Origin of the sequence: Ramlibacter sp. AN1133, assembly GCF_037890035.1 — a bacterium.
Taxonomy (GTDB): Bacteria; Pseudomonadota; Gammaproteobacteria; order Burkholderiales; family Burkholderiaceae_C; genus Ramlibacter.
On the sequence record NZ_JBBKTQ010000011.1, the window covers coordinates 151,407 to 175,135 of the forward strand.

At 68.7% G+C, this 23,729-nt stretch carries 24 protein-coding genes; all 24 read right to left on the minus strand.

Features of this window, described 5'->3' with window-relative positions; all coding sequences use genetic code 11:
* Window positions 1–2: 2 nt before the first annotated feature.
* Window positions 3–872: a PRTRC system ThiF family protein gene (locus tag WG923_RS17235; RefSeq protein ID WP_340352213.1), complete on the minus strand. Its 870-nt coding sequence runs from the start codon at window positions 870–872 to the stop codon at window positions 3–5.
* Window positions 869–1,480 (minus strand): PRTRC system protein A, encoded by a 612-nt coding sequence (locus tag WG923_RS17240; RefSeq protein ID WP_340352214.1) that lies wholly within the window; start codon window positions 1,478–1,480, stop codon window positions 869–871. Before WG923_RS17240 ends, WG923_RS17235 begins: the two co-directional genes overlap by 4 nt.
* Before the next feature lie 8 nt (window positions 1,481–1,488).
* Entirely contained in the window at window positions 1,489–2,253 is a 765-nt protein-coding gene (locus WG923_RS17245; RefSeq protein ID WP_340352215.1) for a PRTRC system protein B, read from the minus strand.
* Window positions 2,243–3,343, minus strand: coding sequence for a PRTRC system protein F (locus WG923_RS17250; protein ID WP_340352216.1), 1,101 nt, complete (start codon window positions 3,341–3,343; stop codon window positions 2,243–2,245). The genes WG923_RS17245 and WG923_RS17250 overlap by 11 nt, the downstream gene beginning before the upstream one ends.
* Window positions 3,344–3,643: 300 nt before the next feature.
* Entirely contained in the window at window positions 3,644–4,264 is a 621-nt protein-coding gene (locus WG923_RS17255) for an ATP-dependent DNA ligase (RefSeq protein ID WP_340352217.1), read from the minus strand.
* Complete coding sequence (locus WG923_RS17260) at window positions 4,261–4,989, minus strand: SOS response-associated peptidase (RefSeq protein WP_340352218.1); 729 nt, start codon at window positions 4,987–4,989, stop codon at window positions 4,261–4,263. Before WG923_RS17260 ends, WG923_RS17255 begins: the two co-directional genes overlap by 4 nt.
* A 139-nt stretch (window positions 4,990–5,128) precedes the next feature.
* Window positions 5,129–5,401, minus strand: coding sequence for a hypothetical protein (locus tag WG923_RS17265; protein ID WP_340352219.1), 273 nt, complete (start codon window positions 5,399–5,401; stop codon window positions 5,129–5,131).
* A 646-nt stretch (window positions 5,402–6,047) separates the two neighbouring features.
* Complete coding sequence (locus WG923_RS17270; protein ID WP_340352220.1) at window positions 6,048–6,224, minus strand: hypothetical protein; 177 nt, start codon at window positions 6,222–6,224, stop codon at window positions 6,048–6,050.
* Window positions 6,221–6,577 (minus strand): hypothetical protein, encoded by a 357-nt coding sequence (locus WG923_RS17275; RefSeq protein WP_340352221.1) that lies wholly within the window; start codon window positions 6,575–6,577, stop codon window positions 6,221–6,223. The genes WG923_RS17270 and WG923_RS17275 overlap by 4 nt, the downstream gene beginning before the upstream one ends.
* 107 nt (window positions 6,578–6,684) lie before the next feature.
* Window positions 6,685–7,092, minus strand: coding sequence for a PRTRC system protein C (locus tag WG923_RS17280; RefSeq protein WP_340352222.1), 408 nt, complete (start codon window positions 7,090–7,092; stop codon window positions 6,685–6,687).
* 9 nt (window positions 7,093–7,101) lie between these two features.
* On the minus strand, window positions 7,102–7,665 hold the full coding sequence (locus WG923_RS17285) for a PRTRC system protein E (protein ID WP_340352223.1): 564 nt from the start codon (window positions 7,663–7,665) through the stop codon (window positions 7,102–7,104).
* Between the two features lie 50 nt (window positions 7,666–7,715).
* Window positions 7,716–9,467, minus strand: a complete 1,752-nt coding sequence (locus tag WG923_RS17290; protein ID WP_340352224.1) for a PRTRC system ParB family protein — start codon at window positions 9,465–9,467, stop codon at window positions 7,716–7,718.
* A 171-nt stretch (window positions 9,468–9,638) separates the two neighbouring features.
* Window positions 9,639–10,358, minus strand: coding sequence for a 2,3-bisphosphoglycerate-dependent phosphoglycerate mutase (locus WG923_RS17295; protein ID WP_340352225.1), 720 nt, complete (start codon window positions 10,356–10,358; stop codon window positions 9,639–9,641).
* On the minus strand, window positions 10,355–11,251 hold the full coding sequence (gene prpB, locus WG923_RS17300; RefSeq protein ID WP_340352226.1) for a methylisocitrate lyase: 897 nt from the start codon (window positions 11,249–11,251) through the stop codon (window positions 10,355–10,357). Before prpB ends, WG923_RS17295 begins: the two co-directional genes overlap by 4 nt.
* 50 nt (window positions 11,252–11,301) lie before the next feature.
* On the minus strand, window positions 11,302–12,645 hold the full coding sequence (locus WG923_RS17305; protein ID WP_340352227.1) for an MmgE/PrpD family protein: 1,344 nt from the start codon (window positions 12,643–12,645) through the stop codon (window positions 11,302–11,304).
* Window position 12,646: 1 nt separating this feature from the next.
* Window positions 12,647–13,618 (minus strand): tripartite tricarboxylate transporter substrate binding protein, encoded by a 972-nt coding sequence (locus tag WG923_RS17310; protein WP_340352228.1) that lies wholly within the window; start codon window positions 13,616–13,618, stop codon window positions 12,647–12,649.
* A 12-nt stretch (window positions 13,619–13,630) separates the two neighbouring features.
* Entirely contained in the window at window positions 13,631–15,070 is a 1,440-nt protein-coding gene (locus WG923_RS17315; RefSeq protein ID WP_340352229.1) for an MmgE/PrpD family protein, read from the minus strand.
* Window positions 15,071–15,080: 10 nt separating this feature from the next.
* Window positions 15,081–16,091, minus strand: coding sequence for a Bug family tripartite tricarboxylate transporter substrate binding protein (locus tag WG923_RS17320; RefSeq protein WP_340352230.1), 1,011 nt, complete (start codon window positions 16,089–16,091; stop codon window positions 15,081–15,083).
* A gap of 33 nt (window positions 16,092–16,124) precedes the next feature.
* Complete coding sequence (locus WG923_RS17325) at window positions 16,125–16,931, minus strand: N-acyl homoserine lactonase family protein (protein WP_340352231.1); 807 nt, start codon at window positions 16,929–16,931, stop codon at window positions 16,125–16,127.
* A gap of 3 nt (window positions 16,932–16,934) precedes the next feature.
* A complete protein-coding gene (locus WG923_RS17330; protein ID WP_340352232.1) occupies window positions 16,935–18,317 on the minus strand; it encodes an MmgE/PrpD family protein in 1,383 nt (460 codons plus the stop codon).
* Between the two features lie 28 nt (window positions 18,318–18,345).
* Entirely contained in the window at window positions 18,346–19,752 is a 1,407-nt protein-coding gene (locus WG923_RS17335) for an MmgE/PrpD family protein (RefSeq protein WP_340352233.1), read from the minus strand.
* A 34-nt stretch (window positions 19,753–19,786) separates the two neighbouring features.
* Entirely contained in the window at window positions 19,787–20,749 is a 963-nt protein-coding gene (locus WG923_RS17340) for a Bug family tripartite tricarboxylate transporter substrate binding protein (RefSeq protein ID WP_340352234.1), read from the minus strand.
* A 38-nt stretch (window positions 20,750–20,787) separates the two neighbouring features.
* The gene (locus tag WG923_RS17345; RefSeq protein WP_340352235.1) at window positions 20,788–21,624 is read right to left on the minus strand and encodes an N-acyl homoserine lactonase family protein; all 837 of its coding nucleotides are present in this window, start codon (window positions 21,622–21,624) and stop codon (window positions 20,788–20,790) included.
* Window positions 21,621–23,648 (minus strand): NAD(P)/FAD-dependent oxidoreductase, encoded by a 2,028-nt coding sequence (locus WG923_RS17350; RefSeq protein WP_340352236.1) that lies wholly within the window; start codon window positions 23,646–23,648, stop codon window positions 21,621–21,623. The genes WG923_RS17345 and WG923_RS17350 overlap by 4 nt, the downstream gene beginning before the upstream one ends.
* Window positions 23,649–23,729 lie beyond the last annotated feature (81 nt).

Consider the following 23,729-nt stretch of genomic DNA (forward strand, 5'->3'; position numbering starts at 1 on the left):
GATCAGACGCTGCACGTCTGGTCGACCTTCGCCGAGGTTCTGGCCGCCACCGAAGGCCGCACCACCTTGTGGCGGCGGCCGTCCCTGGTCACGCCGAAGCGCTCCCACACGGTGGGATCGGCCCGTAGCGGGGTGACCGTCATGCGCTTCATGTTGATGAACGCACCGTGGATGTCGATCTGTCCGTCGGTGAACAGGGTCCAGAGGATGTTCATGGCGAAGTCGGACACCGCGGCGTTGATGTACAGCGCCTGCCGCTCCAGCGCCTGCGCCAGCGAGCACGAGGGCGCGTCGTCGGGGTCTTCGGCGGCCGGGTCGATCAGCTGCGGATACAGCTCGCCCACGTGCGGCAGGCGCTCCTTGCTGTCGGTCTGGCGCCGGCGCGAAGGCACCTCCCCCAGCACCACCTGCCCGTCGCTGGCACGATTGCCGGTGTCCAGCCAATAGCGGCTGCCGCTCATGCAGTTTTCCAGCCCGCGCAGGATGGCGAGCCGCCCGGCCCGGTTGTCCACGGCGCCGACCACCAGGTCGAAGCCGTCCAGACCGGCGCGGGTGTCCAGCCTGGCGATCGCGCTTTTCCAGCGCACGTCGCCCAGGGCCATGTTGGCCCGGTTCACCAGCACGTCGGCCTTGTAGCCGCCGACGTCGCCGGGGTAGAAGGCCTGGCGTGCGATGTTGGCTGGCGAGACGGTGTCGGGATCGACCACCGTCACCATGAGCCCCGCGGGGTGGCCCTTGGCGATCAGCGCGCGGTGCAGGCACACCAGCTTCTCCAGGATCCGGCTGCCGGTCCCGCCGGCTCCCACCAGCAGGATCTCCACCCGTTTGGCCAGCAGCCTGGCCGGCAGGCGATGTTGCAGCCGTGCGTTCATGCCGGCACCCGCAGCTTTCCGTCGCGGTCCAGGAAGGCCGGCTGCACCAGCCCCGCCATGCACAGGCGCATCTTGGAGGTCGGACGCTGCTGGTCCAGGTTTCCCAGCACCAGACTGATCTTCATCGCGCCGGCATCGTCTGCGTCGTCCTGCGCCGAAAAGAACGCGGCGTGGCGACCGTGGCTGTGCGCGTCGACCACCAGATGCTCGCCGTCAGCCGGGCGCAGCTCCTGGTACTGCAGGTGGGCTGCGCTCACGGAGCGCAAGGTGCGGCGCGCGTAGCGCCAGCTGTCGTGGCGCTCGTTCCAGAGGAATGCGCCGGCGACTTCGAGCGGCTGCTCCTCTTTCGCGTGCGCCACGAACTGCTGGATCACGTCCAGCGGGATCGGTCCGCAGCGGAACTCCACCGCGTCCGCCACCACGCCGTAGGGCAGCGGCAGCGCCGAGGGCGCAATCAGCCGGCAGATGCGCACCCACGGCAAGGTGATTTCGCGCGAGACGCCGTGACGCCCCGCCAGATAGCGCGTGCCGTATTCGGCGGCCGGTGCTTGCGCCCCACTGGCCGGAACGGCCAGCAGCGGAAACGCCCTCAGCAGGGCCTCGTCCATGCTGTTCATCAGAATTCTCCTGTTGCGCGGGGAATCGCCTCGAGGCGTGCCGCGAGATCCACGTGGATCAGGCCTTCGACCGTGAGGCCGAGATCGAACAGGACCTGCTCCGGGAACTGCGCGTCCGGCTTCTCCACCTGGGCCCGCCAGAACCGCGCGGGATCGACGCCCACCGTGAGCCGGTCTGGCTCGGTGAAGTTCGGATGCGTGAAGTGCGAGCCGAAGAACATCTGCTCCCAGGCCTGCGGATCCTCGCTGCGATCCTGGGGAGGAACGCCAGCATTGCCGACGCACACCTTGCCGCGCGACCACACGTTGAAGAACGGCGCCTGGTAAAGCCTCGTCGCTCGCGTGGGCGCCGCGCTGCCCTTGAAGGCGTAGACGTACAGCTCGCCCGCCGCGGCCAGGAACACCAGCCCGGGGCATGGGCACAGCGCCCGGCCATCGAAGGTTCGTGGGTTGTGCTGGCTTTTGCGGAAGAAGAAGCTCCGCTTCATCGGCGGGCTCCACCACAGCATGCGTCCCAGACCGCGCGCGAGCACGCGCGGGTCGTGCCACTGCATGCGCGGCTGCTGCGCCGGCGCGAGCGCCTCCACCAGGACCCTGTAGTCCTGCTCGTTCAAGGGTGCGCCGGGCCGGATGGTCGGCCGGCCGGCGTGCTCCTGCACATCGTGCTTGGTCGCCAGCGCGTGTCGCGTGGCCACGTTGGTGTAGATCAGGACCGCGGCGCTCAGCTCGTAGCTGTCGCCGAAGCTTTTCACGTCAACTTTCATCGCCCTGCTCCCAGACCGGAAAGTGGGACAGCAGGCGCCCGAGCAGCGCCCAGCGCTCGAAGTAGTCCATGGTGGAAGCCGCGAGCGCCTCGAGGGCGTCATCGGTGATTTCTGCCAGGTCCACGGTCTTGCGCGCGAACGCCTCCACCACCGCTCCTGCGCTGTACTGGTTCTGCTCGAAGTGCTGCACGGCTTCGAAGACAAGCTCTGGCGCATCCCACACCAGGAAGCACAGGGCTCCCATCGTTTCGGTCTCGTCGTCCTGGCCGTTCCAGACGAACTCGCGACCGCGGTCGCGGAGCGCGCGCTGCAGCCGGATCGCCGCGTCGACCGCGCCGGCCAGAGCGTGCTGCGGGTGGACCCTGAGCCAGCGCCTGGCCTGCCGCCAGGTCATGGCTTTCGGGGCGGGCGTGGTGAACTGCCCGTTGCGCAGCAGGTGGGCATGGCCGCCGACTTCGGCCAGCAGGTCCGACGGCCAGAAGCTGTATTGCTGCCTCAGGCTGTCAATGGTCTGCGCGGGAAGCGGGTGCTCCGTCCTTCCCAACGCGTCGCCGTTTTCCAGCAGCAGCGCGCGCGCGTAGCCCTCGTCGGTGAACTCCTCCAGGCTGGAGTGGAAGACATCGAGCATGTAGGTCGCCATGCCCATGTCGTAGATCTGGTGCCCGTGGCAGCTGGCCCGCGTCAGCACCGCCTCGACGAACCAGCCGAGGCCGGTCGCCTCGGCCTCCAGCGCCTCGACCACCGGCTTGAGCTGGTAGGCGTTGAGCCGGCTCTGCGCATGGATCACCACCTGCAGCGAGTCGTCGTCGACGCCGATCACCGGCTCGCCGGCCAGGCCGTCGAAGACGCCTTCGGGGTATCTGCCGGCGAGGAACTGGTTCCACTGGGCTGCGAGAACCTGTTCGATGTCCGGGAAGTCACCGGCGGGAAGCGCGACTCCCGCGCGTTCGGCGGCGTTCGCGAACCGCGCCAGCGCCCGGGCGCGCTGCAGGTCCTGGGTAAACCGGGCCGGAACGTCCTCGTGCAGCGCTGGGATGCTGAAGCAGCCGAGCGGCGCAGCCGGAGCTGCAGCCGCCACATTGTTGGACATTGGGTTCTCCTGAAGGGGGAACCCGTTCCCCAACGGGAGGCGGGCTCCCGAGGGGCTGAGGAATGCGCGGGCGTGGCCAGCGCGGATTCGCCGAAGGCGAAAACCGCCGCATTGTCCGCGCGGGCCGTGGCCGGATCAAAGAGTCAGGGTCAGGCCCGCGCGCTCACGGCACCTGCCCGCACCTTTCTGATCGGGCGGAGGCTTCTCCTCTCCCGAGGAGACAAAGCAGTCCCGCTGTACTGGTCCGCTGCGGCCACCGTATCGCGAAAGACTCGCGTCGCTGGATCCCGGTGACGAGGTTCACGAGCGCCAGGTCCGTCCGTCCTGCCAGCCAGGGCGCTTGATCTTGAGCCAGTGGGGCGAGCGCACGCCCGGCGTGTAGACGCTGTCGCGCCGCTTGGCCACGAAGCCTTCCAGCTTCGCGCCCAACACCGCCTGCTGGAACAACTCCGCCTGCGCGGGCAGGTCGCCCACGACCACCAGCTTCGCCCTCAAGGGCGCCAGCAGCTGTTGCAGCATCTCCTTGCGCTCGATGAGGCGCAGGCTCATCAGGCTCCTGCCGTTCGAGAACAGCAGGTCGAAGGCGCAGAAGGTCACGGGGTCAGCCCCTGGGGCCCAGCGGCGCCGGCGGGCGCGGGCCTGCAGGCGCTCGAAATCCGAGCGGCCGATGTCGTCCAGCACGCACACTTCGCCGTCGATCACGTGCGGCCCACCCGGCAGGGTGGACAGCAGGTCGGCCACCTCCGGGAACCACTTCGTGCACTCGACGCCGTTCTTGGTGCGCAGCTCCACCGGCTGGCCGGCGCCGGCGCGGGCCAGGCACCGGTAGCCGTCGTACTTGATCTCGTAGATCCAGTCGGCACTGGTGAAGGGACGGCCGCCCTCCGTCGCGCGCATCGGCGCCGGGATGGTCGGCGTCATGCGGCGAGAACCGGAAGTTCGACCTGCTGTGCCGGGTCGGCTGCGCCGTGGACATAGAGATCGTCCGCCGGCAACCGGACCAGCGCCGCCGCGTCGGCGCGCGTGCCGTGCAGCCATTGCTCCCAGTCTCGGGCTTCCAGCGCCACGATCGTGCGCTTGTCCTGCTGTTCGGCCGGCAGCGGGTTCGTGTCCGGACCGAGATCCGGCCGGTGCATCAGCGAGAGCAGCGGGTGGGCGTTGCAGTTGATCGTGAGCATGGTGTAGCTCGGGATCACCTCGCCGGTGGCCGGGTCCGTCCACTCGTTCCACAGGCCGCCCACGGCGAGCGGCTGGCCGTCGGAGCGCCGGAATCGCCACCAGATGTTCCTGCCCGTGCCCCAGTAGGGTTCGTCGAAGTCCTCGACCGGGATGATGCAGCGCTGGCCGCGCCGCCAGGCGCCCTTGAAGGTCCAGGCCTCCGGCTCGCCCTTGCCCCAGCGCGCGTTGTTGGTGCTCATCGGGCGTCCGGTGCGCTTGTTGATCGGGCGCAGGGTCTCGCTGCCGTCGGGCGTCAGGCCCCACTGGCCCACGACCAGCTCACGACGGCGAATGAAGGGGCCGGCCTGCAATGGGCCGATGCCGCTGGTCCTGTAGCGCTCCTGAAGGGGTGGGCCGGACTCGATGTAGGTGAAGCCGAAGGCGTCGCGGATCCGGATAACGCTGGAGGCGCGGTAGCGGTTGCACATGCTGCAATCTTAGGGCCCTGCCCTAAGGCTTGCCGGGGCAAGGGCTCTGCGCGTCGAGCAGCGTGCCCCGCGGCAAGCGCCACCCACAAGGAAGCACGGGAAGGCCGCCCTTGGCGATGCGGGCATCTGGCGATTCGCGCTACAGCAGCTCGCAGTCCCATTGCTGCAGCACCCATGCTTGGCCGTCGCGTTCGAAGCCGATGAAACCGAATTGCCTGGCCGACAAGGCGACCAGGCGAGGTTCGTAGAGACTGGGCCAGCGCCGGTCGGCGCCAAGGAGCTGCAGCAGCGGAATGCGCCGGCCGTCCGCCGTTCGGTGCGTCAGGTGCAGGTCGCCGGTGGCAGTGTGGCCTTGGCCGTACGGGGGCCGGTGTGCCCCTCCCTCGCGCCGCAGTCTGACCCGTACTCTCATGACTGGCTAAATATACAGTAGTGCGCGGTCAGCAACGCGGCTTCCATCGCAGGCAATCCGCGTGAACCAGTTCACGCCGCCTCCGAGACCAGGGCCGCGCAAGCTCATCGAGTGAGAGAGAATGTTACTAATTGAAACTGTGCGGGAGGCGGGGATGAGATGGGTCTGGTGCGAGTGTGACATTCGGCTGTTGGTCCGACTCGATCGAACGCCCTGGATGAGATTGGTGCCCGGTCGGCGGCATTACTACTGCGCCAAATGCCATGCACGCCAGTTCCTTTCCAGGCGCTGCATCCTTGCTGAAGTTCCCGCGAGGCAGGACCTGCATGCGGTTGAGACCGGCCATGCGCCCCTGAGCTAGCAGCGACCTTCACGCACCTCCAACGGGTTCGGCGTTTGGAAGGGGCCAGCCAGATTCCTCGCAGGGCGAAGGCACAGGCCGGAGCGTGCAGAGCATCGCTGGGACCCACAAGCCTGGGCACACGCTTGCGGCCTGCAGATGATGCGAGCCGGAGAGCACGGGCATCAATTCATGCGCTAGCCAGGGCCCCGTGCCTTAGCGCACGATGAATTCAGGGGCAGCTACCGATTGCCGGCAAAAAGAAGAAGGTCCGCCGAGGCGGACCTTTCTTGAATGCCGCTGGGATCAACGCCGTTCGGAAGGCTGCGACGGTTGCTCCGGCCTTTCGTGTCTGGCCCGGTTGGCACGACCGACTTCATCGGACACCCTGCGCATTTCACGCAGCGCTCCCACGAAAGGGGCCAGCGCCAGCTGGGGCACCTGCCGAAGTGCGAAGACCACTTCTTCCCAGACCTGGTTCATGACAGCTCCTTCAGCGCGCTCTTGCCTGAATTGACAATGTAGGCAATGAACCAGACAGCGTCAACGGTGACGATCGCGTCCTCCAGCAGTGTGAAGACCGCCACCGTGTACCCGGAAGCGCCCATGGACTCGAGCCATTTCACCATGAGGCCCAGCAGCACCGCCGCGAGCGCAACGATCGCGAAGATCACCGTGCCCGCGAATACGTGCACGGCCGTATGAACGATCGGTTTCCACCAATTGAGTGGTTTTCGGTGGGTCATGTTCTTGAAGGCAGAGGCGCTGCAGCACGCGACCCGCGTGCCCAGGCCGGTTGTTGTGGATTGACGGCAGAAGCCCCGGGCAGTCGCCATGACGGGGCTGGCCGCGAACGCGCCTGCGTTCTCGCCAAACCGGCTCGTGACCGGCGTGCGGAGGGGTCCAGCCTCCAGGCGGCGGCTGCGAGCGTGCCCACGCTTGACTATCCCCACAGCCCGAACGCCGCGGAAGGGATCGGCAGCGGAGCAGCCGACGTTCTGGTGTTGCTGGCCACCTGCGCGATGCGTGCTGACGCGTCAGCGCGGCGAGCCTCCATCGCCTGATGCAGCAGTGCCTGCGCATCGCAGTCGTCCGCGCCGCTCAGCGTCGCCTCGATCACATCACGTGCAGTGCGCTCTTTCGGGCTAGCGCCTTTCGCCCCGGCGGCGCGGATGAACGTGTACGTGGCCACGGCGTTGCTGGTGACCGGGCCTTCCACCACGGCGTTGTTCAATTCCGGATACTGCGCGGCATAGAACTCGCGGATCTGCTCCGGGTCCAGCGCCGGGTTCGGGTCGGGCAGCGTCACGCTGTTGTAGCGAAAGCTGCGGGTGATCTGGATCTCCTGCATCGCCGCTCCTCAGACGAACAGTGCCTGGCTCATGCCGTCGCCCGGAGCGGCCGCCGCTGACTGCGTCGACGCAGCAGGCAGCGCGTCGCCCGCGCTGCCGGTGGTGACCAGCGCCGTCGACGCATCGTGGCCCTCGCCGTCGCCGTCGCCGTCGTGCTCGTCGTCACCTTCGTCCACCAGGCCGGCGGAGAGGTCCTTGCGGGCGCCCGTCGATGCCGGCTTGCCTTGCGGCTTGCCTGCCGAGGCCTTGGACCTGCTCTTGTCCTCCAGTGCCTTCCTGGCTTGCGCCGAGGCGGCGTCCTCGAGCCGCTGCAGCTCGACGTCCGCGGTGGCCAGTACGTCCGCCACCCGCGCCAGCGACGCAGCGTACTTGCGCAGGTACTCTTCCAGATGGGCGTCGAGCTCCTGCGCGGTGCCCACCAGTGCCTTCGGCGGCAGCGCCACGCCGGTGGCCGAGTCCTTGCCTCGCGGAAGGATGTCGAGCTGGATGTTGTCGCCGCCGCCGGCGGAGATCTTCAGGTTCAGGGTCACGCCGCCTTTGAGCAGCGACGCGAACGGGGAAATCAGTTGCATGTGTTGTTTCCTCAAGAAGAAGCGCCCACCGCGAGGGTGGGCCAGGTTCATCAGACGCCGAAGTCCCAGCGCATCATCCGGGGGATGGCCCCCAGGTAGTTGAAGCCTTCGACCTTCAGCATGGCTTTCACGAAGTCCTTCTTGGAGCCGTTCTGCAGCCGGGCGTAGTGCTTGCCCGCGGCATCGGCAAGTCCCACTTCCACGCACACCGCATCGAGCTCGGTCTTGGTGAGCGTCTCGAAGAAGGTTTCATTGACCTTCCAGTGGTCCTCGAGCTTGACCCCGAGCGCCTGGAGAAGGCCGACCACGTCCTCGATCGGCATGTCCTTGCTGACGTGCGCGGCCAGATGCTGGAAGGCAGCCCCCACCTGGGCTTGGTCGAGCGCCTGCACGGTCTCCATGAGCTTTCTGGTCCTGGCACCCACCGTGGGGATCTCCACCCCCAGGACCTTGTGGATGGCGTCGATCGCCTTGTGGTGGTCCAGGAATCCCGGACGGTGGGCAAGCAGCGCCAGCAGCAGTTGCCGGCTCTCAAGGACCGGCAGTTTCAGCGCCGCCCGGTGAAATACCGCGCGCCAGATCGACTCGCGGTACTCGTTGATCGCGTTGCGGATCTGCGCGGCGTCGGGCGGGGGCGGAGCCGGTCTTGACGCCGGGCGCTGCGCGTTCGCTTGCGTCCCTTGGCCAGCAGCTCCCGGTCTCGCCGGCGTGGCGGCCGCCGCGGCGGCCTGCACCTGGCTGGCCTCCTGCTGGGCACTGGCCGCCTCCTCCACTGCCTTCAGGTGGTGTCGCCAGGCGTTGACCTTCCGGTCGTTGCAGGCCTGGTCGAAGCACACGTCTTCGTAGACCTTGCCCAGCGAGTCCGACACACCGGAGACGCACGCACCGAAGCTGGCGCAGGTGCGGCACGCGGCGGCCTGTTCTGCGCCCACCGGACGCTTGCCATCGGCACGCAGCGCGATGACGGTGGAGTTGTCCCCGGGCCGCACGATGCGCACCACCTGGTAAGTCTCCTGCATCTGGATCCTGCGTGCCTCGAGCTGCGCTTCGGTCTTCTGGCCAAAGCACTCCCGGTTGGTACAGCGCGTGCCGCTGAAGCTCTGGTCGAACAGCGCCCGCTGGTTGCCGGTGTTGAACTGGCAGCCGGCGCATTCGGTGCGGTCGAAGATGGCAGTCTCGAGGTTCTGCAGCGACTGCTCCGCCATCGCTTTGAGCTGCTCCACGCTGGGAGTTGCCGGCTGCTGCAGGATCACCTGGATCACCCGGTCCTGCACCTCCTTGCGAAGGGCCGCCAGGATCTCCACGTGCCCGACGCCGATGCGGTCCTCCAGATAGGCGTCACGCACCGCCTGGGTGGCGTTCATGAGCGCGACGCGGCGGTCGAATTTCCTGCGCTCCCACCCAAGGCGCCGGGCCGCCTCGTCGCGGTCGCCCTTGACCACGCCGAGCATGCGCGAAGCCAGCTCCGCATCCTCGATGACCGAAGGATCCTCTCGTTCGCCGTTCTCCGCGGCCATCATCGCGGTGGCCTCCAGGTCGCTGAGGATGCGGATCTCCGACTTCACCGGCGCCTCGCGGCCGAACTCGGCGACGAAGGCGCGGTAGCGGCGGTTGCCCACGACCAGCTGGAAACGGCCGTTGTCGCGCGGCCGGATGATCACGCGCTGGATGATCCCGCGCTGGCGGATGTCCGCCTGCAGGCTGGCCATCCTGTCCGGGTGGTAGCGACGCCGGTAGTTGAAGTCCGCGTCGATCAGGTCGGCGCGGATGTCGGCCGCCTGGCCGTCCTGGAACTGTTGCATGGAATCTCCGAAAGGAAAGGGGATTCCATGGCCCGCCCCGGGATTCAGGGAATCCCGTCAGGGTGGTTCATGTCGTGCATAAAGGCACGAGCCCTCACAGGGGAAAGCGGGACGATTCTTTCGCCGCGCCGCAGGCCGCACAAGCAGGCAGGGCCACCTGCCCATGGAAGCTCACAACCGACGCACGCGCTCAGTCTTCAACTCGTGGTCCAGTTCATAGACGAACGGGGCACCGTTTGGCACCTCCATCCGCTCCACTTCCTCGTCCCGCAACCCGCTCAGCAGCCGCGAGAACGCCCTCAGGGTCGTTCCGTGCGCCACGACCAGTACGCGCCTGCCACTGGCAACACTCGGCGCGATCGCGTGATCCCACAGGAGCTCCAGTCGCACCACCGTGTCCTGCATCGATTCCGAGCCAGGGATGTCCGCAGGATCCAGCCCGCCGTAACGGCAGTCGTTCTGGATGCCGAGCCGATCTGCATCACCTGCCGCGGGGGGGCGTGTACCGAACCCCCTGCGCCACAGGCGCACCTGATCGCGTCCGAAAGCAAGCTCCGTTTCAGCCTTGCTCAGCCCCTGGAGCGCGCCATAGTGCCGCTCGTTCAGGCGCCACGAATTCACCACCGGAACCCAGGTCCTGTCCATCGCATCCAGGCAATGCCACAGGCTGTGTGTTGCCCGCTTCAGGACGCTCGTGTAGCACAGGTCGAACTCCAGCCCGGCCTGCCGCAGCTTGCGGCCGGCCGCACGGGCCTGCTCGATCCCCGCTTGCGTGAGAGCGACATCCGACCACCCGGCGTAGCGGCCCTCCAGGTTGGCCGTCGATTCGCCGTGCCGTATCAGTACGAGCATGCGCCCGGGCGGGCGGGCGGCATCGTCGCCCGCTCTCACTTCGACGGTTTCGCCCTGGCCTGAGCGAACAGCTGGTCGAGTTTCTGTTCGTAGCGGTCGTAGTCGATCCGCTCGTACAGCTCCGCGCGCGTCTGCATGAGATCCAGCACGCTCGCCTGGGTGCCGTCCTGGCGGATCGCCCGGTACACCGCCTCGGCCGCCTTGTTCATGGCGCGAAACGCGGAGAGCGGATACAGCACGAGTTGCACGCCGACGGCGCGCAGCTGTTCCACGGTGAACAGCGGCGTCTGCCCGAACTCGGTGATGTTGGCGAGCACCGGCGCGTGGGTCGCTGCGCGGAACTGTTTGTAGAGTCCCAACTCCGTCACCGCTTCCGGAAAGACCATGTCGGCGCCGGCCTCGACGCACGCCTGCGCACGCTCCAGCGCCGACTGCAGCCCTTCGACGGCAAGCGCATCGGTGCGGGCCATGATCACGAAATCAGGATCCGTGCGCGCGTCCACCGCCGCCTTGATGCGGTCCACCATCTCCTGCTGGCTGACGATCTCCTTGTTCGGGCGGTGGCCGCAGCGCTTGGCGCCCACCTGGTCTTCGATGTGGATCGCCGCGGCGCCCGCCTTCTGCACGGACTTCACCGTGCGCGCCACGTTGAACGCGGAGGAACCAAAGCCGGTGTCCACGTCCACCAGCAGGGGAACATCGCAAACGTCGGTGATGCGGCGCACATCGGTCAGCACGTCCTCCAGGTTGGTGATGCCCAGGTCAGGCAGGCCCAGCGAGCCGGCGGCGACGCCGCCCCCCGAGAGATAGATGGCGCGGTAGCCGGCCCGCTGCGCCAGCAAGGCATGATTCGCGTTAATCGCGCCCACCACTTGCAGTGGCAATTCTTCCTGCACCGCGCGGCGGAATGCGTGTCCGGGCGTCATCTTCATTTCCCTGTCCTTGTGTCCTGCGTGTCGATCGCGCGCCATGGCGCGCGGGTTTACTTGTCTTGCAGCGCGAGCAAGGCCGCCAGCGCCTCGCCGTCCGTGTCTTCCAGTGCCAGCACGGCCTGCTCCAGCGCGTTGGTGCGCGCCCCGATGCGTGGCGCCGCCAGGGTGCGGAACTTCTCCCGGACTTCCTGCTCGGTGAGCGGGCATTCGGGCTCGCCGCGCGCGTTGGGCACCGTGCCGCGCAGTTCCTTGCCGCTGCGCAGCGTGACCTCCACCCACGCGCCGCGCCGCTGCGGGTAGCCGGCGTCGAGCTTGGGATCCACCCCCACCTCGATGCGCTGCATCAGCTCGCGCAGCGCCGGATCGTTCAGCACCGCGTCGGTGTAGTCGTAGACGGAGGCGTGGCCCTTCAGCAAGGCGAGCGCCACCGAAAAGCCGACGCTCATCTGCGCCTGCTTGCCGTCGCGCGGCGGCTCGATGGCCGCGGCGCGCGTGACGCTGTCGACGCCGACGCGCACCGAGGCAACGTCGCCGGCCGTGAGCTTTTCCGCCAACGCGAGGTCCAGCGCGGCGTCGACGGGGGCATGGTTGCCGCGGCAGCCGGCGTGGCGCTTGAAATAGGTTTGCGGCAGCAGGTAATCGACGCCGAGCCCGGCCAGCACGCTCGCCTCGTCCTCGCCGCTGATGCGGCCGCCAAAGCCAGGCAGCAGCCCGCGCTCGATCACCGCCGGCGCTCCGGGCTGGCCTTGCTGCGCGAGCAGCGCGGCCAGGATGCCGGCCTCGCAGCCGCGCGCCACCTGCAGCGGCTGCGTTTGCGGCGTCTTCAGCGATTCCTTGAAGCCCGAGCCCAGGCTGGCGCCGATGGCGATCGCATGCCCGGCCGCTTCGGCGTTCAGTCCCAGAAGGCGTGCGATCGCGGCGGCCGAGGACACGGCACCCAGGATGGCCGTGCTCTGGAATCCGAGGCGCACGCAGGCCGGATAGACCGCGCGCCCCAGGCGCAGGAAGACTTCGTAGCCCGCCAGCGTCGCCGCCAGCATCTCCTTGCCGCTCGCCCGCCGCGCCTGCCCCATCGCCAGCACGGCGGGGATCACCACCGCCGATGGATGTCCGCCGGTGTAGCGCGAGCCATCCTCCAGATAGGTGGAGTGCACCGCGAAGCTGTTCACCAGTGCCGCCTCGCGCGCCGAGCGCGTCCAGCGCTCGCCCCAGACTTGCATCGTGCCGCTGGACTCGAGCAGCGCCGCCAGCGGGAGGTGGTTGCCCAACTGCACGCCGGCCAGGCCGGCACCCAAGGTGTCCAGCACGCGCAGCCTGGCCGCGTGGCGCACGCTTGCGGGCACGCGCTCCATCGAAACCTGGGCGGCGAACGCACCGAGTCGGGCAGCGAGCATGTCAGTCGATCCGCAGGTTCAGCTGCTGGATCACCTTCTGCCACTTCGCCACGTCCTGCTTCACCTTTGACGTGAAGTCCTTGCGCGAACTGCCGACGACCTCGGCGCCCTGGGCCGCGAAGGTGCTGCGGATCTCCGGCAGGTTCAGCACCTTGACCATGTCGTCGTGGATCTTGTCCAGCACGGCGTCGGGCGTGTGCGCGGGAGCAAACAGTCCGTACCAGGTATCAGCCTCGTAGCCCTTGAGGCCCGCTTCATCGAGGGTCGGAATGTCGGCGGCGACGCTCGGGCGGGTGACGCTGGTCGTCGCCAGGGCGCGCAGCCTGCCGGCCTTGATGTGCGGCAGCACCACCGGCGCATTCGCGATCCACAGCTGGGTCTGGCCGCTCAGCATGTCGGACAGCGCCGGGCCGCTGCCCTTGTACGGCACGTGCGTGAGGTTCACGCCCGTCATGCTCTTGTAGATTTCGGTCGCCAGGTGCGAGGGCGTGCCGTTGCCGGGGGTGGCGTAGTTCAGCGCGCCGGGCTCCTTGCGCGCCAGCGCATTGAGTTCCGCGATGGAGTGCACCGGCACCGAAGGATGCACCACCAGGATGTTCGGCGTGTTGGCGATCAGCGTGATGGCCGCGAAGTCGCGCGTCGCATCGAAACCCGGATGGGCATACAGGCTCTGGTTGACGGCATGGGTGCCCTGCACGCCGAGGATCAGCGTGTAGCCGTCCGCCGGCGCGTCGGCAGCCGCCTTGGTGCCGATGTTGCCGCCGGCGCCGCCACGGTTGTCCACCACCACGGGCTGGCCCCAGAGTTCGGACAGCTTCTGCGCGATCGGCCGCGCCAGGATGTCCGTGCCGCCTCCCGGCGGGAAAGGCACGATGAGCCTGACCGGGCGGCTCGGAAAGGTTTGTGCCGCCGACAGGGTGCCGGCGAGCGACAGCGCCAGGGCAAGGGCGACACGCAGGATACGCAGGGACACGGATACTTCCTTTCAGTGGCTGCGCGGGCGCAGCCCGGCCACGGTGGACGTGGCCAGAAGCTGGTTCAGGGGCGCCACCGAGTCGGCGGCGAACAGGCCATTGGCCTGGGCGAGGATGGCGGCGGCCTGCTCCTGGCCGACCGCGGCGCCGGCCAGCGACAGGAACTTGCGCTCCACCTCCGGGTGCGGCATCGGGTTCTCCGGCATCCCGCGCGAGTACTCGACCAGCCGGCTCACCGTGCTGCCATCCTTGAGCACCAGGGTGACGCGGCCGCCATAGATCTCCGGGTACGCACGGTCCACGTCCTCGTGCACCTCGATTTCCACCCGGCGCGCCAGCTGCACCACCCTGGCCTCGACGATGCGTTCAGGCGTGAACTGTTCCAGGTAGGCCTGGCCGTCCATCATGGCGACGGCGATGTTGTAGCGCAGGCTCATCTGCGCGTTCAGCACCGAATCGGCCTCGTAATCGAAGCCGGTCTGCGTCTGCACCACGCGCGCAATGCCGGCCACCACCCGCTGCACGTCGCTCACGGCCAGCCGTTGCTCGCGCAACAGCTCCAGCACCGCGTCGATGCAGGCGTGGTTGCTGCCGCAGCAGGCGTGCGGCTTGAAGCAGGTGGCGTCGCTGTGCCAGAGCGTGCCCAGGCCTTCGGTGAGGCGCTGCGGCCGCGGTGCGTCGGACATCGCGAACAGGAAACCGCCATCTTCCGCTTCCAGGATGTGGCGCGGCCCGGTGAAACCGGCCTGCGCCAGCAGCGCCGCGGTCACGCCGTCCTGCGCGGCCTTTCCGGGATGGATCCGCTTGCTCATGGAGCCATCGCTGGTGAAGGCCCACAGACCGGCCGACTGCGTGCCGGCCAGGCCGAGCGCGCTGGCGGTGGTCTCGGCATTCAGCCCCAGCAGCACGCTGGCAGTGGCCGCCGCCGCGAAGGTGCCGCAGGTGCCGGTGAGATGCCAGCCCCGCATGCGGGCGCGAGCCGGATTGGCCGCCTGGCTGACGCGGTTCATGGTCTCGTAGCCGGCGGCGATCGCCTGCAGCAGGCGCCGGCCGTCGGCGCCCACGCGCTCGCCCAGCGCCAGGGCGACCGGGATCACCACCGCGCCCGGATGGATCTTGGCGCGGCTGTGGTCGTCGAAGTCGAAGCTGTGGACGGCCGTGGCGCTCGCCAGCACGCTGTGGCCCACGCTCACGCGCGCACCGCCGCCGCCCCACAGTGCGGCCTCCGCCGGACCGCCTTGCTGCGCGGCGAAGCGATGCAGGATGCCGCCCCACTCGGTGGTGAGGCCATAGAGCCCGCAGCCGATCGCGTCCACCACCGCCTTGGCCAGCACGGCTTCGGTCGCTGCGGGAATGGTCCGCGCCGGCAGCGAGGCGACGAAGCCAGCGAGCTCCAGCGTGACACCGCGGTGGGCGCGCGCCAGCTTCTTCCAGGCGTCGAGGTCGTCCATGCCCCGCCCCTCAATCGGCGCGAGCGCCGGAGTCGCGGGCCACCTTGCCCCAGCGCTGCAGCTCTTCCTGCATGAAGGCCGCATAAGCCTGGGGCGACGCATGTGTCATCGGCTCCACGCCGACCTTCAGCATGGCTTCGCGCACTTGCGGCGTCGCCACCGTGTCGAGCAAGGCCTTGTGCAGCTTGTCCACGATGGGCTTCGGCAGGCCCGCCGGGCCGAGCACCGCGAACCAGTTGAAGGCCAGCACGCTCGGGAAGCCTTCTTCGCCGGAGGTGCGCGTCTGCGGCAGCAGCGGCGAGCGTTGCGTGTTGGTGATCGCCAGCGGCTTGAGCTTGCCTTCCTTGACCAGCGCCTGCAGCGCCGGCAGGTCCATGATCACGCCGTTGACGTGGCCGCCGACCGTGTCGGTCACCGCCGGGCCGGCGCCCTTGTAGGGCACGTGCAGGAAGTCGCCCCTGGAGGCCGTGCGCAGCAGCTCGATCGCCAGGTGCGGCAGGCCGCCGTTGCCGGAGGAGGACAGCGTCACCTGCTTTTTCTTCGACAAGGCCACCAGCTCGGCCAGGTTGTTGGCCGGTACCGAGGGATGCACTGCGACCAGCTCCGGGGTCGCCGCCACGGTGGTGATGCCGGTCAGGTCCTTGACCGGATCGAAAGGCATCTTGGCGTAGGTGTTGGGGCTGATCACCAGCGGGCTGGCGCTCGCCAGCGTCAGGGTGTAGCCGTCGGGCGCGGCGCGGGCGACGAAGTCGGTGCCGATCAGCGCGTTGCTGCCCGGCTTGTTCACCACGACCACCGCAGCGCCAAGCAGTTCGCCCAGGCGCGGCGCCAGGATGCGCGCCACGATGTCGTTGGAGCCGCCGGGCGGGAAGCCGACCACCAGGCTGATGGGACGGCTGGGATAGGGGTCCTGCGCCTGCGCCGGCAAGGCGACGCCGAAGGCGGCCGTCGCGCCCAGCAGGGCGGCGGCGAGAGCGAGGAGGCGCCGGCGCGGCGCGGTGCGGTGTTGCTGCATGTTCATGTCCTGTCTTCTGATTCGGAGGGCGCGCGGGGCTCAGGGTTTGCGGGGCGCCTGGTCCAGCCGCATGGCGATGCCTTCCAGCTGTGGGGACAGCGCCGGATAGCGCTCGACCACCAGCGGATCGTGGCCTGGCACCACGTGCTCGGGCGAGTCGGCCAGCGCACGCAGGCGAGCGAAGCCCTCGACCATCTCGCCCACGTGGTAGACCAGCGGGAAGCAGCGCTGCTGCTCGAAGTGCTCGTAGTAGTGGCTGGCGTCCGAGGCCAGCACGACCCAGCCGCGCCCGGTGTGCACCCGCACGCACTGCAGGCCGGCCGTGTGGCCGCCGATGCGGTGCACGCTGATGCCGGGTGCGATCTCGGCGTCGCCATCGTGGAAGGCCACGCGATCCTGGTAGACCAGGCGCACGAAGCCGGTCACGTGCTCCACCTCGAACGGACGCGCGAAGCGGTCGCAGCACATGAAGCGGCCGGTGGCGAAGGCCATCTCGTCGTCCTGCAGGTGGAAGCGCGCGTTCGGGTATTCCTCGAAGGTGCCGACGTGGTCGTTGTGCATGTGGGTCACGACGATGTCGCGCACGTCCCGCGTTGCCACGCCGACCAGCGCCAGCGCCTCGCCCGGGCGCCGCAGCAGCGTGCGGTGGCGCTTGACGGCCATGTCCTGGTTGAAGCCCGTGTCGACGAGGACCAGGCGGTCCTCGTTGCGGACCACCCAGAGGAAGTAGTCCATGGGCATGGGCCGGTCGTGCGGATCGCCGCCGACGAAGTGGTCAGGCCGCGCGCCGCCGCGGCTCGCGTACTTGAGCGCGATGACTTCGTAGCGCGGCAGCTCGGCGGCCATGCCTCAGCGCCCCGCGCGCTGCTGCGTCAGCTGCATCAGCTGGCCGATGTTGCTGCAGTCCTCGATGGAGTTCACCATGGCCGCGATCTCGGCGGCGCGGCTGGCGCCCAGTACCGGCTGCACCAGGGCGTCGAACTTGGCGCGCAGTTCCTGGTCGTCCATCGCGTTCTGGATCGAACCCTTGGGGTAGTCGACCTGCGAGACGTAGCGGCTGCCGTCGTCCATCACCATGGTCATGCGGCAGGAGACGCCGCGCGGCAGGGAAGCGTCGGTGGTGATGCGCAGCAGGTCGGACAGGCGCCGCAACTGCGGCTCCGCCAGGCGCTGATCGTTGTATTGGGCGAACAGGGCCTGGCCATCGGTCAGGGCCACGGCCACCGAATAGGGCACGCTCACCTGCGCCTCGTGATAGGTCTGCGGCCGCGCATTCTGGTGGTACAGGGCCCAGTCGGGGTGGCGCGCCATTTCCATGGACACGATGCGCTCCAGGTCGGGCGCGTGCTTGCGCCGGATCTCCAGCGCGCAGTCGATCGCGTTGTGGATCGGACGGGCGCAGGAATAAGGCTTGAACTCGATGTCCAGCTGGTACGGCTGGTCCAGTTTCTCGACCAGCCTCTCAGGCTGGTTTTTGTCGGTGAAGGCGGCCAGGAAGCCACGCTCGCCTTCGAAGATGGTGGCGGCGCCCGTGAAGCCCAGCTGCGCCATGGTGGCGGCGGTCACGCCATTGCGTGCCGCCGGGGCCGGGTTGAAGCGCTTTTGCATCGACGGGCCGTACATCTCCATCAGGCCGGAGGCCGAGGCGCCGGCCAGGCCGAGCGCGGAGACGATCTTCCCGGCATCCAGGCCCTGGATCTTGGCGGCGGCCACGGTGGCGCCGAACACCCCGCAGGTGGGGGTTGTGTGGTAGCCGCGGTTGCGCAGCGACCAGTTGGCCGCGTTGCTCAGGCGCTCCATCATTTCGCAGCCGGCGGCCAGGGCGACCAGCAGGTCCTTGCCGCTGGCGCCGGCCTGTTCGGCGCTCGCCAGCGCGGAGGAATAGACCGGCGGGCTGAAGTGGAACAGCGCCAGCACGTCGATGTCGTCCAGCTCCACGCTGTGCGAGGAGATCGCGTTGGCGAACGCCGCCTGCTGCGCGGGCACGCGGCCGTCGCCGCCGATCAGCGTCGCTTCCGCATGGCCGCCGCTGATGGCCGCGAACTTGCGGGCCACGGCGCCGCTTTCGGTCTGGCTGCCGGAGACGGCGACGCCCAGGTAGTCGAGCAGCAGGCGCTTGACGGAGCGCCGGTTGGCGTCGGTCACGCGGGCGTAATCGAAGGCAGCGAAGTGGGCACCGAGTTGCTCGGCGAGCGTGGTCTTGCCGGTGGCGGCGGGGGCGGCTTGCGTCATGGTTCTCTTTGCTTGGGAATTCGGGGGATCAGGCCTGCGCGCGCGGTGCGGCAAGCAGTGCGATCAATTCGGACAGGTCGTCCAGTTGCTCCAGCCGGCCGACCAGCTGGATGGTGCGTTCGATGTCCTTCGGCGTGAGGCAGGAGGCGACCACGTGGCGGAACTTGTATTCCACGTCGGCGGGCGACAGCGGGTTTTCGGGGCTGCCGCGGCGGTGCAGGATCTCGTGCGTGAAGCGCCGGCCGCTGCGCAGCGTGACGGCCACGCGGGCGGCGTGCCGGAAGGGCGGGCCCATGGCCTCGATCTCCGGATCGACGTGCGCTTCGATGCGCTGGATGAAGTCCAGCAGGCGCGGTTCGGCCAGGCGCTCCGGTGTGTATTGCGCCACGAAGGCCATGCCATCGAAGGCGATCACGGCCAGGCCGTAGAACAGGTTCATCTGCGCGGCGGTCACGCCCTGCGCCTTGTATTCCCAGGCGCAGTGGGTGTAGGTCATCGGGCTCATGCCCACTTCGACCCTGGCGATGTCGCTGGGCGACAGGCCGTGCTCGCGGATCAGGTGGGCGAAGGCGTCCAGCGCGGCGTGGATGCTGGTGACGCAGGCATGCGGCTTGTAGCCCACCTTGCCGGCTTCCCACACCGTACCGAGGCCCTCGGTGAGGCGCCGGGCGTTGGGCTTGTTCGAATAGGAGCTCAGATAGCCGCCGTAGCCGGCCTCGAGCACGTCGCTGATGCCGGTGAAGCCGCGCCGGGCGAGCTGCGCCGAATAGACGCCGCTCTGGGCCGCGCGGCCGGAGTGCAGGCGCTTGACCATGGCGCCCTCCTGCGCCGCCATCAGGCCACCGGCCTGCGAGCCGACGATGCCCAGGGCGTGTTGCGTCTGCACGGCGTCCAGTCCCAGCATGTGGGCCGCGGAAGCGGCCGCGACGAACACGCCCGACGCGCCCTGCGGATGGAAGCCGCGGAAGAACAGCTCCATCGTCGCGGCGTTGCCGACGCGCGTGCCGATCTCGTAGCCGGCCGTCATGGCCGCCAGCAGCGTCTTGCCGGACACGCCGCCCTGCTGCTGCGCCAGGGCCAGCACCACCGGGGTCGCGATCGAGCCGGCGTGCACGATCGACTCCTTGTGGATGTCGTCGAGCTCGAAGGCATGGCCGGCGGTGGCGTTCACCAGCACCGCGCCGGCGACCGAGGTCTTGCTGCCGTGCCCGAAGATGGAGGCCACCGGCTTCGCACCTTCTTCCTCCACCATCGATTGCACATGCTGCGTCCACGGCAGGGTCGCGCCATACAGGCAGCAGCCGATGCTGTCCAGGACGCTGGTCTTCATCCGTTCGATGACTTCGGCAGGGATCGCCGGGTAGCGGATCTGGGCCGAGAACTCGGCCAGCGTGCGGGTGGCGCCTTCCAGCAGGGAGGGGGTGGTGCTGCTCATCGCTTCTTGCGTTCCTGTCGTGTCGCTATGGCACTCACTCGAGGATGGTTCCCGAGGCCTTGATGCGCAGCGCCCACTTCTTGTATTCGGACTTCAGGAAGGCTTCGGACTCCTCGGAGCCGCCGTTGATGATGGTCATGCCCGTGGCCTTGAGCTTTTCCTGCACTTCGGGCGTGTTGACCGCGCGGGCGATCTGCGCCTCGAGCTTCTGGACCACGTCCTTGGGCATGCCGGCCGGGCCCAGCACCATGTACCAGGTGGTGGAGGAGTAGCCCTTGACGCCGGCTTCCTCGATGGTGGGCATGTCGGGCGCGATCGAAGAACGCTTGCTGCCGGTCTGGCCCAGCGAGCGCAAGCGCCCGTCGCGCACGTAAGGCATGCTCTCGGCAATCGGCAGCATGGTCACGTCGACCCGGCCGGCCATCACGTCCATCATGGCCGGGCCGCCGCCGCGGTAGGGGATGTGCACGTACTGCATGCCGCTCTGCGCGCGCAGCACGTCCATCGCCAGGTGCGAGGAGCTGCCGTTGCCGGAGCTGGCGAAGCGGATCGTGTCCGGCTTGGCCTTGCCGGCGGCCACCAGGTCGTGGACGGTCTTGTAGGGCGACTTGGGGTCGGCCAACAGCACCAGCGGCGCTTCGCCGATCAGCGCGAGCGGCGTGAAGTCGTCCAGCTTGTAGTTGACCTTCTTGTACAGGCTCGGGTTGATGGCGATGCCCGGCGTGCTGAACAGGAGCGTGTAGCCGTCGGCCTTCTGGCCGGCGACGAACTGGAAGGCGATGTTGCCGCCGGCGCCGGTGCGGTTCTCGACCACGAACTGCTGGCCGACCTGCTCGCTCATCTTCTGCATCACGGTGCGGCCGACGATGTCGGCGCTGCCGCCGGCGGGGAAGGCGACGACCACCTGCACCGGACGGCTGGGGTAGTCGTTGGCGAGGGCCGGGGCGCAGAGGGCGGCGAGCGCGGCGGAGAAGGTGAACAACAGGGGGAATCTCATGTCTTGTCTCCTGGAGAGGTGTCTGGACAATGCGCCGCTCAAGCGGCGTTCTGGGGCTGCACGTCGAGGCGGGCCACAACGCCTTCGAGGGCGGGATTCGGGGCCGGGTAGCGCTGCATCACCAGCGGATCGTGGCCGGGGATGACGTGCTGGGGCGAGTCGGCCAGGCGCAGCAGCGTGCCGTAGCCGTCCACCGCCTCGCCGACGTTGAACATGGTGGTGAACACGCGTTTCTTCTCGAAGTGCTCGTAGAAATGGCTGGCGTCGGAGGCCAGCACCACCCAGCCGCGCGCGGTGTGCACGCGTACGCACTGCAGGCCGTGCGTGTGGCCGCCGATGCGGTGCAGCGTGATGCCGGGTGCGAGCTCGGCGTCGCCGCGGTGAAAGTCGACCCGGTCCTTGTAGACCAGGCGCACCATGCCGATCACCTCTTCCACCTCGTAGCCGTGGTTGAACTGGCGGTGGCACATGTAGCGCCCCGTGGCGTACGCCATCTCGTCGTCCTGCAGGTGGAAGCGAGCGCCGGCGAAGGCGTCGAAGGTGCCCACGTGGTCGTAGTGCAGGTGGGTGATGACCACGTCCTTCACCGCCGCCGCTTCCACGTCCAGCAGGGCCAGACCTTCGGCAGGCAGGCGCAGCAGCGTGCGGCCGCGCCTTTGCGCGACTTCGCGGCCGAAGCCGGTGTCGACCACCACGGTGCGGCCGTTGCCGCGAATCAGCCACAGGTAGTAGTCCATGGGCATCGGCGCATCGTGCGGGTCGCCGCCCAGGAAGTGGTTGGCGCGCTTGCCGCCGCGGGTGGCGTAGCGGATCGCGAAGACTTCGTACTGCGGCAGGCCGGCGGCCGTGCTGGAAGGGGTGTTGGGCGTGCTCATGCGGCGCTCCCGGCGGGGGCGTTGTGGGGTGCGGGTTGGCTGCGCGACCGGAGGTCGCGCTCGGCATCGAGCGACAAGGCGGTCATCCAGCCGTCGCGCACAGCGGCGAGGAAGTCGCCGGGTGCCTGGCTGTCGCCGATGCGGGTATGGGGCACGCCGGCGGCTTCCACCGCGGCCAGGGCACCGAGCTGCGGGGCCGGGCCGGTGGCGAACACCAGCACGTCGCCGACGGGCAGCTCGGACGGGGCCTGGTCGGCAATCTGCACGTGCAGCACGTCACCGATGGCCGCTTCGATCCTGCAGCGCGTGATGGTGCGCACGCCGGCGGCCTCGAGCCGCTCCAGCAGCTCCATGCGGTTGTTGCGCGCCATGCCGATCGCGGCGCCGCTGGCCATCTCCAGCATCTGGATGCTGCAGTCCTGCAGGCGCAGCAGGTCGGCCAGCTCGGCGCCGACCATTCCGGCGCCGACGATGGTGACGCGCGCGCCGGGCGCAATCTCCTGCGGCTGCTCGAACAGCTCCCAGGCGTGGAAGACGGTGACCTCGGGGGACAGCCGCCCCAGCGGCAGCGGCGGCTTGCGCGGCGCCGATCCGGTCGCCAGCAGAACATGGTCGGGAGCGAAGGCGCGGATGCGGGCGGCATCGGCGTCGACGCCGGTGCGCACCGGAACCTGCAGTTGCTGCAGCTCCTGCCAGCGGTCTTCCCACACGGGGCGGACCTCTTCCTTGTCGGGTGCGGCCACCGCCAGGTGGATCTGGCCGCCGACGCGTTCGCTGCGCTCCCAGACTTCGACCTGGTGCCCCTTGTTGGCCAGCACACGCGCGGCCTCGATGCCGGCGACGCCAGCACCCAGCACCAGCACGCGGCGGGGATGGGCCGTCCTGGCAATCAGCTTGGGTGAAACATGTTCGAGCCCCTCGAACTCCGTGCCGACCATGGGATTCTGCACGCAGCTGACGTCTTTCTCCGTGGTCAGGCGCTCGAAGCACACGTTGCAGGCGATGCACCTGCGGATCGGCGTGTCCAGCTTGCCGAAGGCCTTCAGGCACCAGTGCGGGTCGGCGTAGAGGGCGCGGCCCAGCGAGACGAAGTCGGCGGCGCCCGATTCCAGCAGGGCCTCGGCATCCCGGGGCTCCACCACGCGGCCGGCGACCATCACGGGGATGGACACCGCGTCCCTGATCGGCTTGGCGACCGGGCCCAGGCAGCCGCGAGGGAAGGACGGCGGCTGGATGCAGTACTTGGAGAGCTGCGGGCTCTCATTGCTGCCGCCGGACAGGTCGATCGCGGCCACGCCGGCGCGCTCCACGGCTTTCGCGAGTTCGACGATTTCTTGCTGGCTGTAGCCATCCGGCAGGTATTCGCTGGCGCTCAGGCGCACGATCAGGCGCAGGTCGGGCAGCGCCTGACGCACGCGGTCGATGGTCTCCAGCAGCAGGCGCATGCGGTTGTCGAGCGAGCCGCCGTATTCGTCCGTGCGCTTGTTGATGCGGCTGGTGAAGAACTGCTGGAACAGGTAGCCGTTGGCGGCGTGGAGCTCGACTCCGTCGTAGCCGGCGCGCCAGAGCCGGCGCGCGGCGTCCACGAACAGTCGCTGGATCTCGTGGATTTCGCCCACGCGCAACGCCCGCACCGCATCGCCGGTGTTCGGATTGACCCAGTCGGAGGGGCCCACCGGTTCCATGTTGAGCACAGAGCGCCGCAGCAGGGCGCCGCGGTGGTTCAGCTGGGCGAAGGCGGCGCAGTCGTGCTGCTTGATCGCCTCGACGATGCTGGCCAGCCCGGGAATGAAGCGGTCGTGGTAGCAGCACAGCGAGTTGTGATGGGGCCGGGCCTGCTGCGTCACGACCATCGCCTCGGTCATGATCGCCCCCACCCCGCCCCGGGCCCGCTCCGCGTAGTAGGCCACGTCGCGCGCGGTGGACAGGCCGTCCGTGGTGCTGTAGTTGGTGCCCATGGGCGCCATCACGACCCGGTTCTTCAGCCGCAGCCCGCCAATGAGTCCCGGTTGTTGCAAAAGCATGGCGCGATCCTAGGGAGGCGGATTACATCGATCAACCACATAGAATTCTGATCAGTTGTGAATCAAATTCAGCAATCCACG

Excerpts from the sequence above, each read along its gene's own strand:
- WG923_RS17280 (WP_340352222.1), bottom strand. The coding sequence starts at position 7,092 with ATGCAGGAGATCCAGATCACCCGCAGCTTTCGCTACAACAGCGTGACG.
- WG923_RS17245 (WP_340352215.1), bottom strand. The coding sequence starts at position 2,253 with ATGAAAGTTGACGTGAAAAGCTTCGGCGACAGCTACGAGCTGAGCGCC.
- WG923_RS17250 (WP_340352216.1), bottom strand. The coding sequence starts at position 3,343 with ATGTCCAACAATGTGGCGGCTGCAGCTCCGGCTGCGCCGCTCGGCTGC.
- WG923_RS17270 (WP_340352220.1), bottom strand. The coding sequence starts at position 6,224 with ATGAACCAGGTCTGGGAAGAAGTGGTCTTCGCACTTCGGCAGGTGCCC.
- WG923_RS17240 (WP_340352214.1), bottom strand. The coding sequence starts at position 1,480 with ATGGACGAGGCCCTGCTGAGGGCGTTTCCGCTGCTGGCCGTTCCGGCC.
- WG923_RS17315 (WP_340352229.1), bottom strand. The coding sequence starts at position 15,070 with ATGGACGACCTCGACGCCTGGAAGAAGCTGGCGCGCGCCCACCGCGGT.
- WG923_RS17335 (WP_340352233.1), bottom strand. The coding sequence starts at position 19,752 with ATGAGCAGCACCACCCCCTCCCTGCTGGAAGGCGCCACCCGCACGCTG.
- WG923_RS17265 (WP_340352219.1), bottom strand. The coding sequence starts at position 5,401 with ATGAGAGTACGGGTCAGACTGCGGCGCGAGGGAGGGGCACACCGGCCC.
- WG923_RS17290 (WP_340352224.1), bottom strand. The coding sequence starts at position 9,467 with ATGCAACAGTTCCAGGACGGCCAGGCGGCCGACATCCGCGCCGACCTG.
- prpB (WP_340352226.1), bottom strand. The coding sequence starts at position 11,251 with ATGAAGATGACGCCCGGACACGCATTCCGCCGCGCGGTGCAGGAAGAA.
- WG923_RS17320 (WP_340352230.1), bottom strand. The coding sequence starts at position 16,091 with ATGAACATGCAGCAACACCGCACCGCGCCGCGCCGGCGCCTCCTCGCT.
- WG923_RS17305 (WP_340352227.1), bottom strand. The coding sequence starts at position 12,645 with ATGCTCGCTGCCCGACTCGGTGCGTTCGCCGCCCAGGTTTCGATGGAG.
- WG923_RS17285 (WP_340352223.1), bottom strand. The coding sequence starts at position 7,665 with ATGCAACTGATTTCCCCGTTCGCGTCGCTGCTCAAAGGCGGCGTGACC.
- WG923_RS17330 (WP_340352232.1), bottom strand. The coding sequence starts at position 18,317 with ATGACGCAAGCCGCCCCCGCCGCCACCGGCAAGACCACGCTCGCCGAG.
- WG923_RS17275 (WP_340352221.1), bottom strand. The coding sequence starts at position 6,577 with ATGGCGACTGCCCGGGGCTTCTGCCGTCAATCCACAACAACCGGCCTG.
- WG923_RS17255 (WP_340352217.1), bottom strand. The coding sequence starts at position 4,264 with ATGACGCCGACCATCCCGGCGCCGATGCGCGCGACGGAGGGCGGCCGT.
- WG923_RS17340 (WP_340352234.1), bottom strand. The coding sequence starts at position 20,749 with ATGAGATTCCCCCTGTTGTTCACCTTCTCCGCCGCGCTCGCCGCCCTC.
- WG923_RS17345 (WP_340352235.1), bottom strand. The coding sequence starts at position 21,624 with ATGAGCACGCCCAACACCCCTTCCAGCACGGCCGCCGGCCTGCCGCAG.
- WG923_RS17350 (WP_340352236.1), bottom strand. The coding sequence starts at position 23,648 with ATGCTTTTGCAACAACCGGGACTCATTGGCGGGCTGCGGCTGAAGAAC.
- WG923_RS17235 (WP_340352213.1), bottom strand. The coding sequence starts at position 872 with ATGAACGCACGGCTGCAACATCGCCTGCCGGCCAGGCTGCTGGCCAAA.
- WG923_RS17325 (WP_340352231.1), bottom strand. The coding sequence starts at position 16,931 with ATGGCCGCCGAGCTGCCGCGCTACGAAGTCATCGCGCTCAAGTACGCG.
- WG923_RS17260 (WP_340352218.1), bottom strand. The coding sequence starts at position 4,989 with ATGTGCAACCGCTACCGCGCCTCCAGCGTTATCCGGATCCGCGACGCC.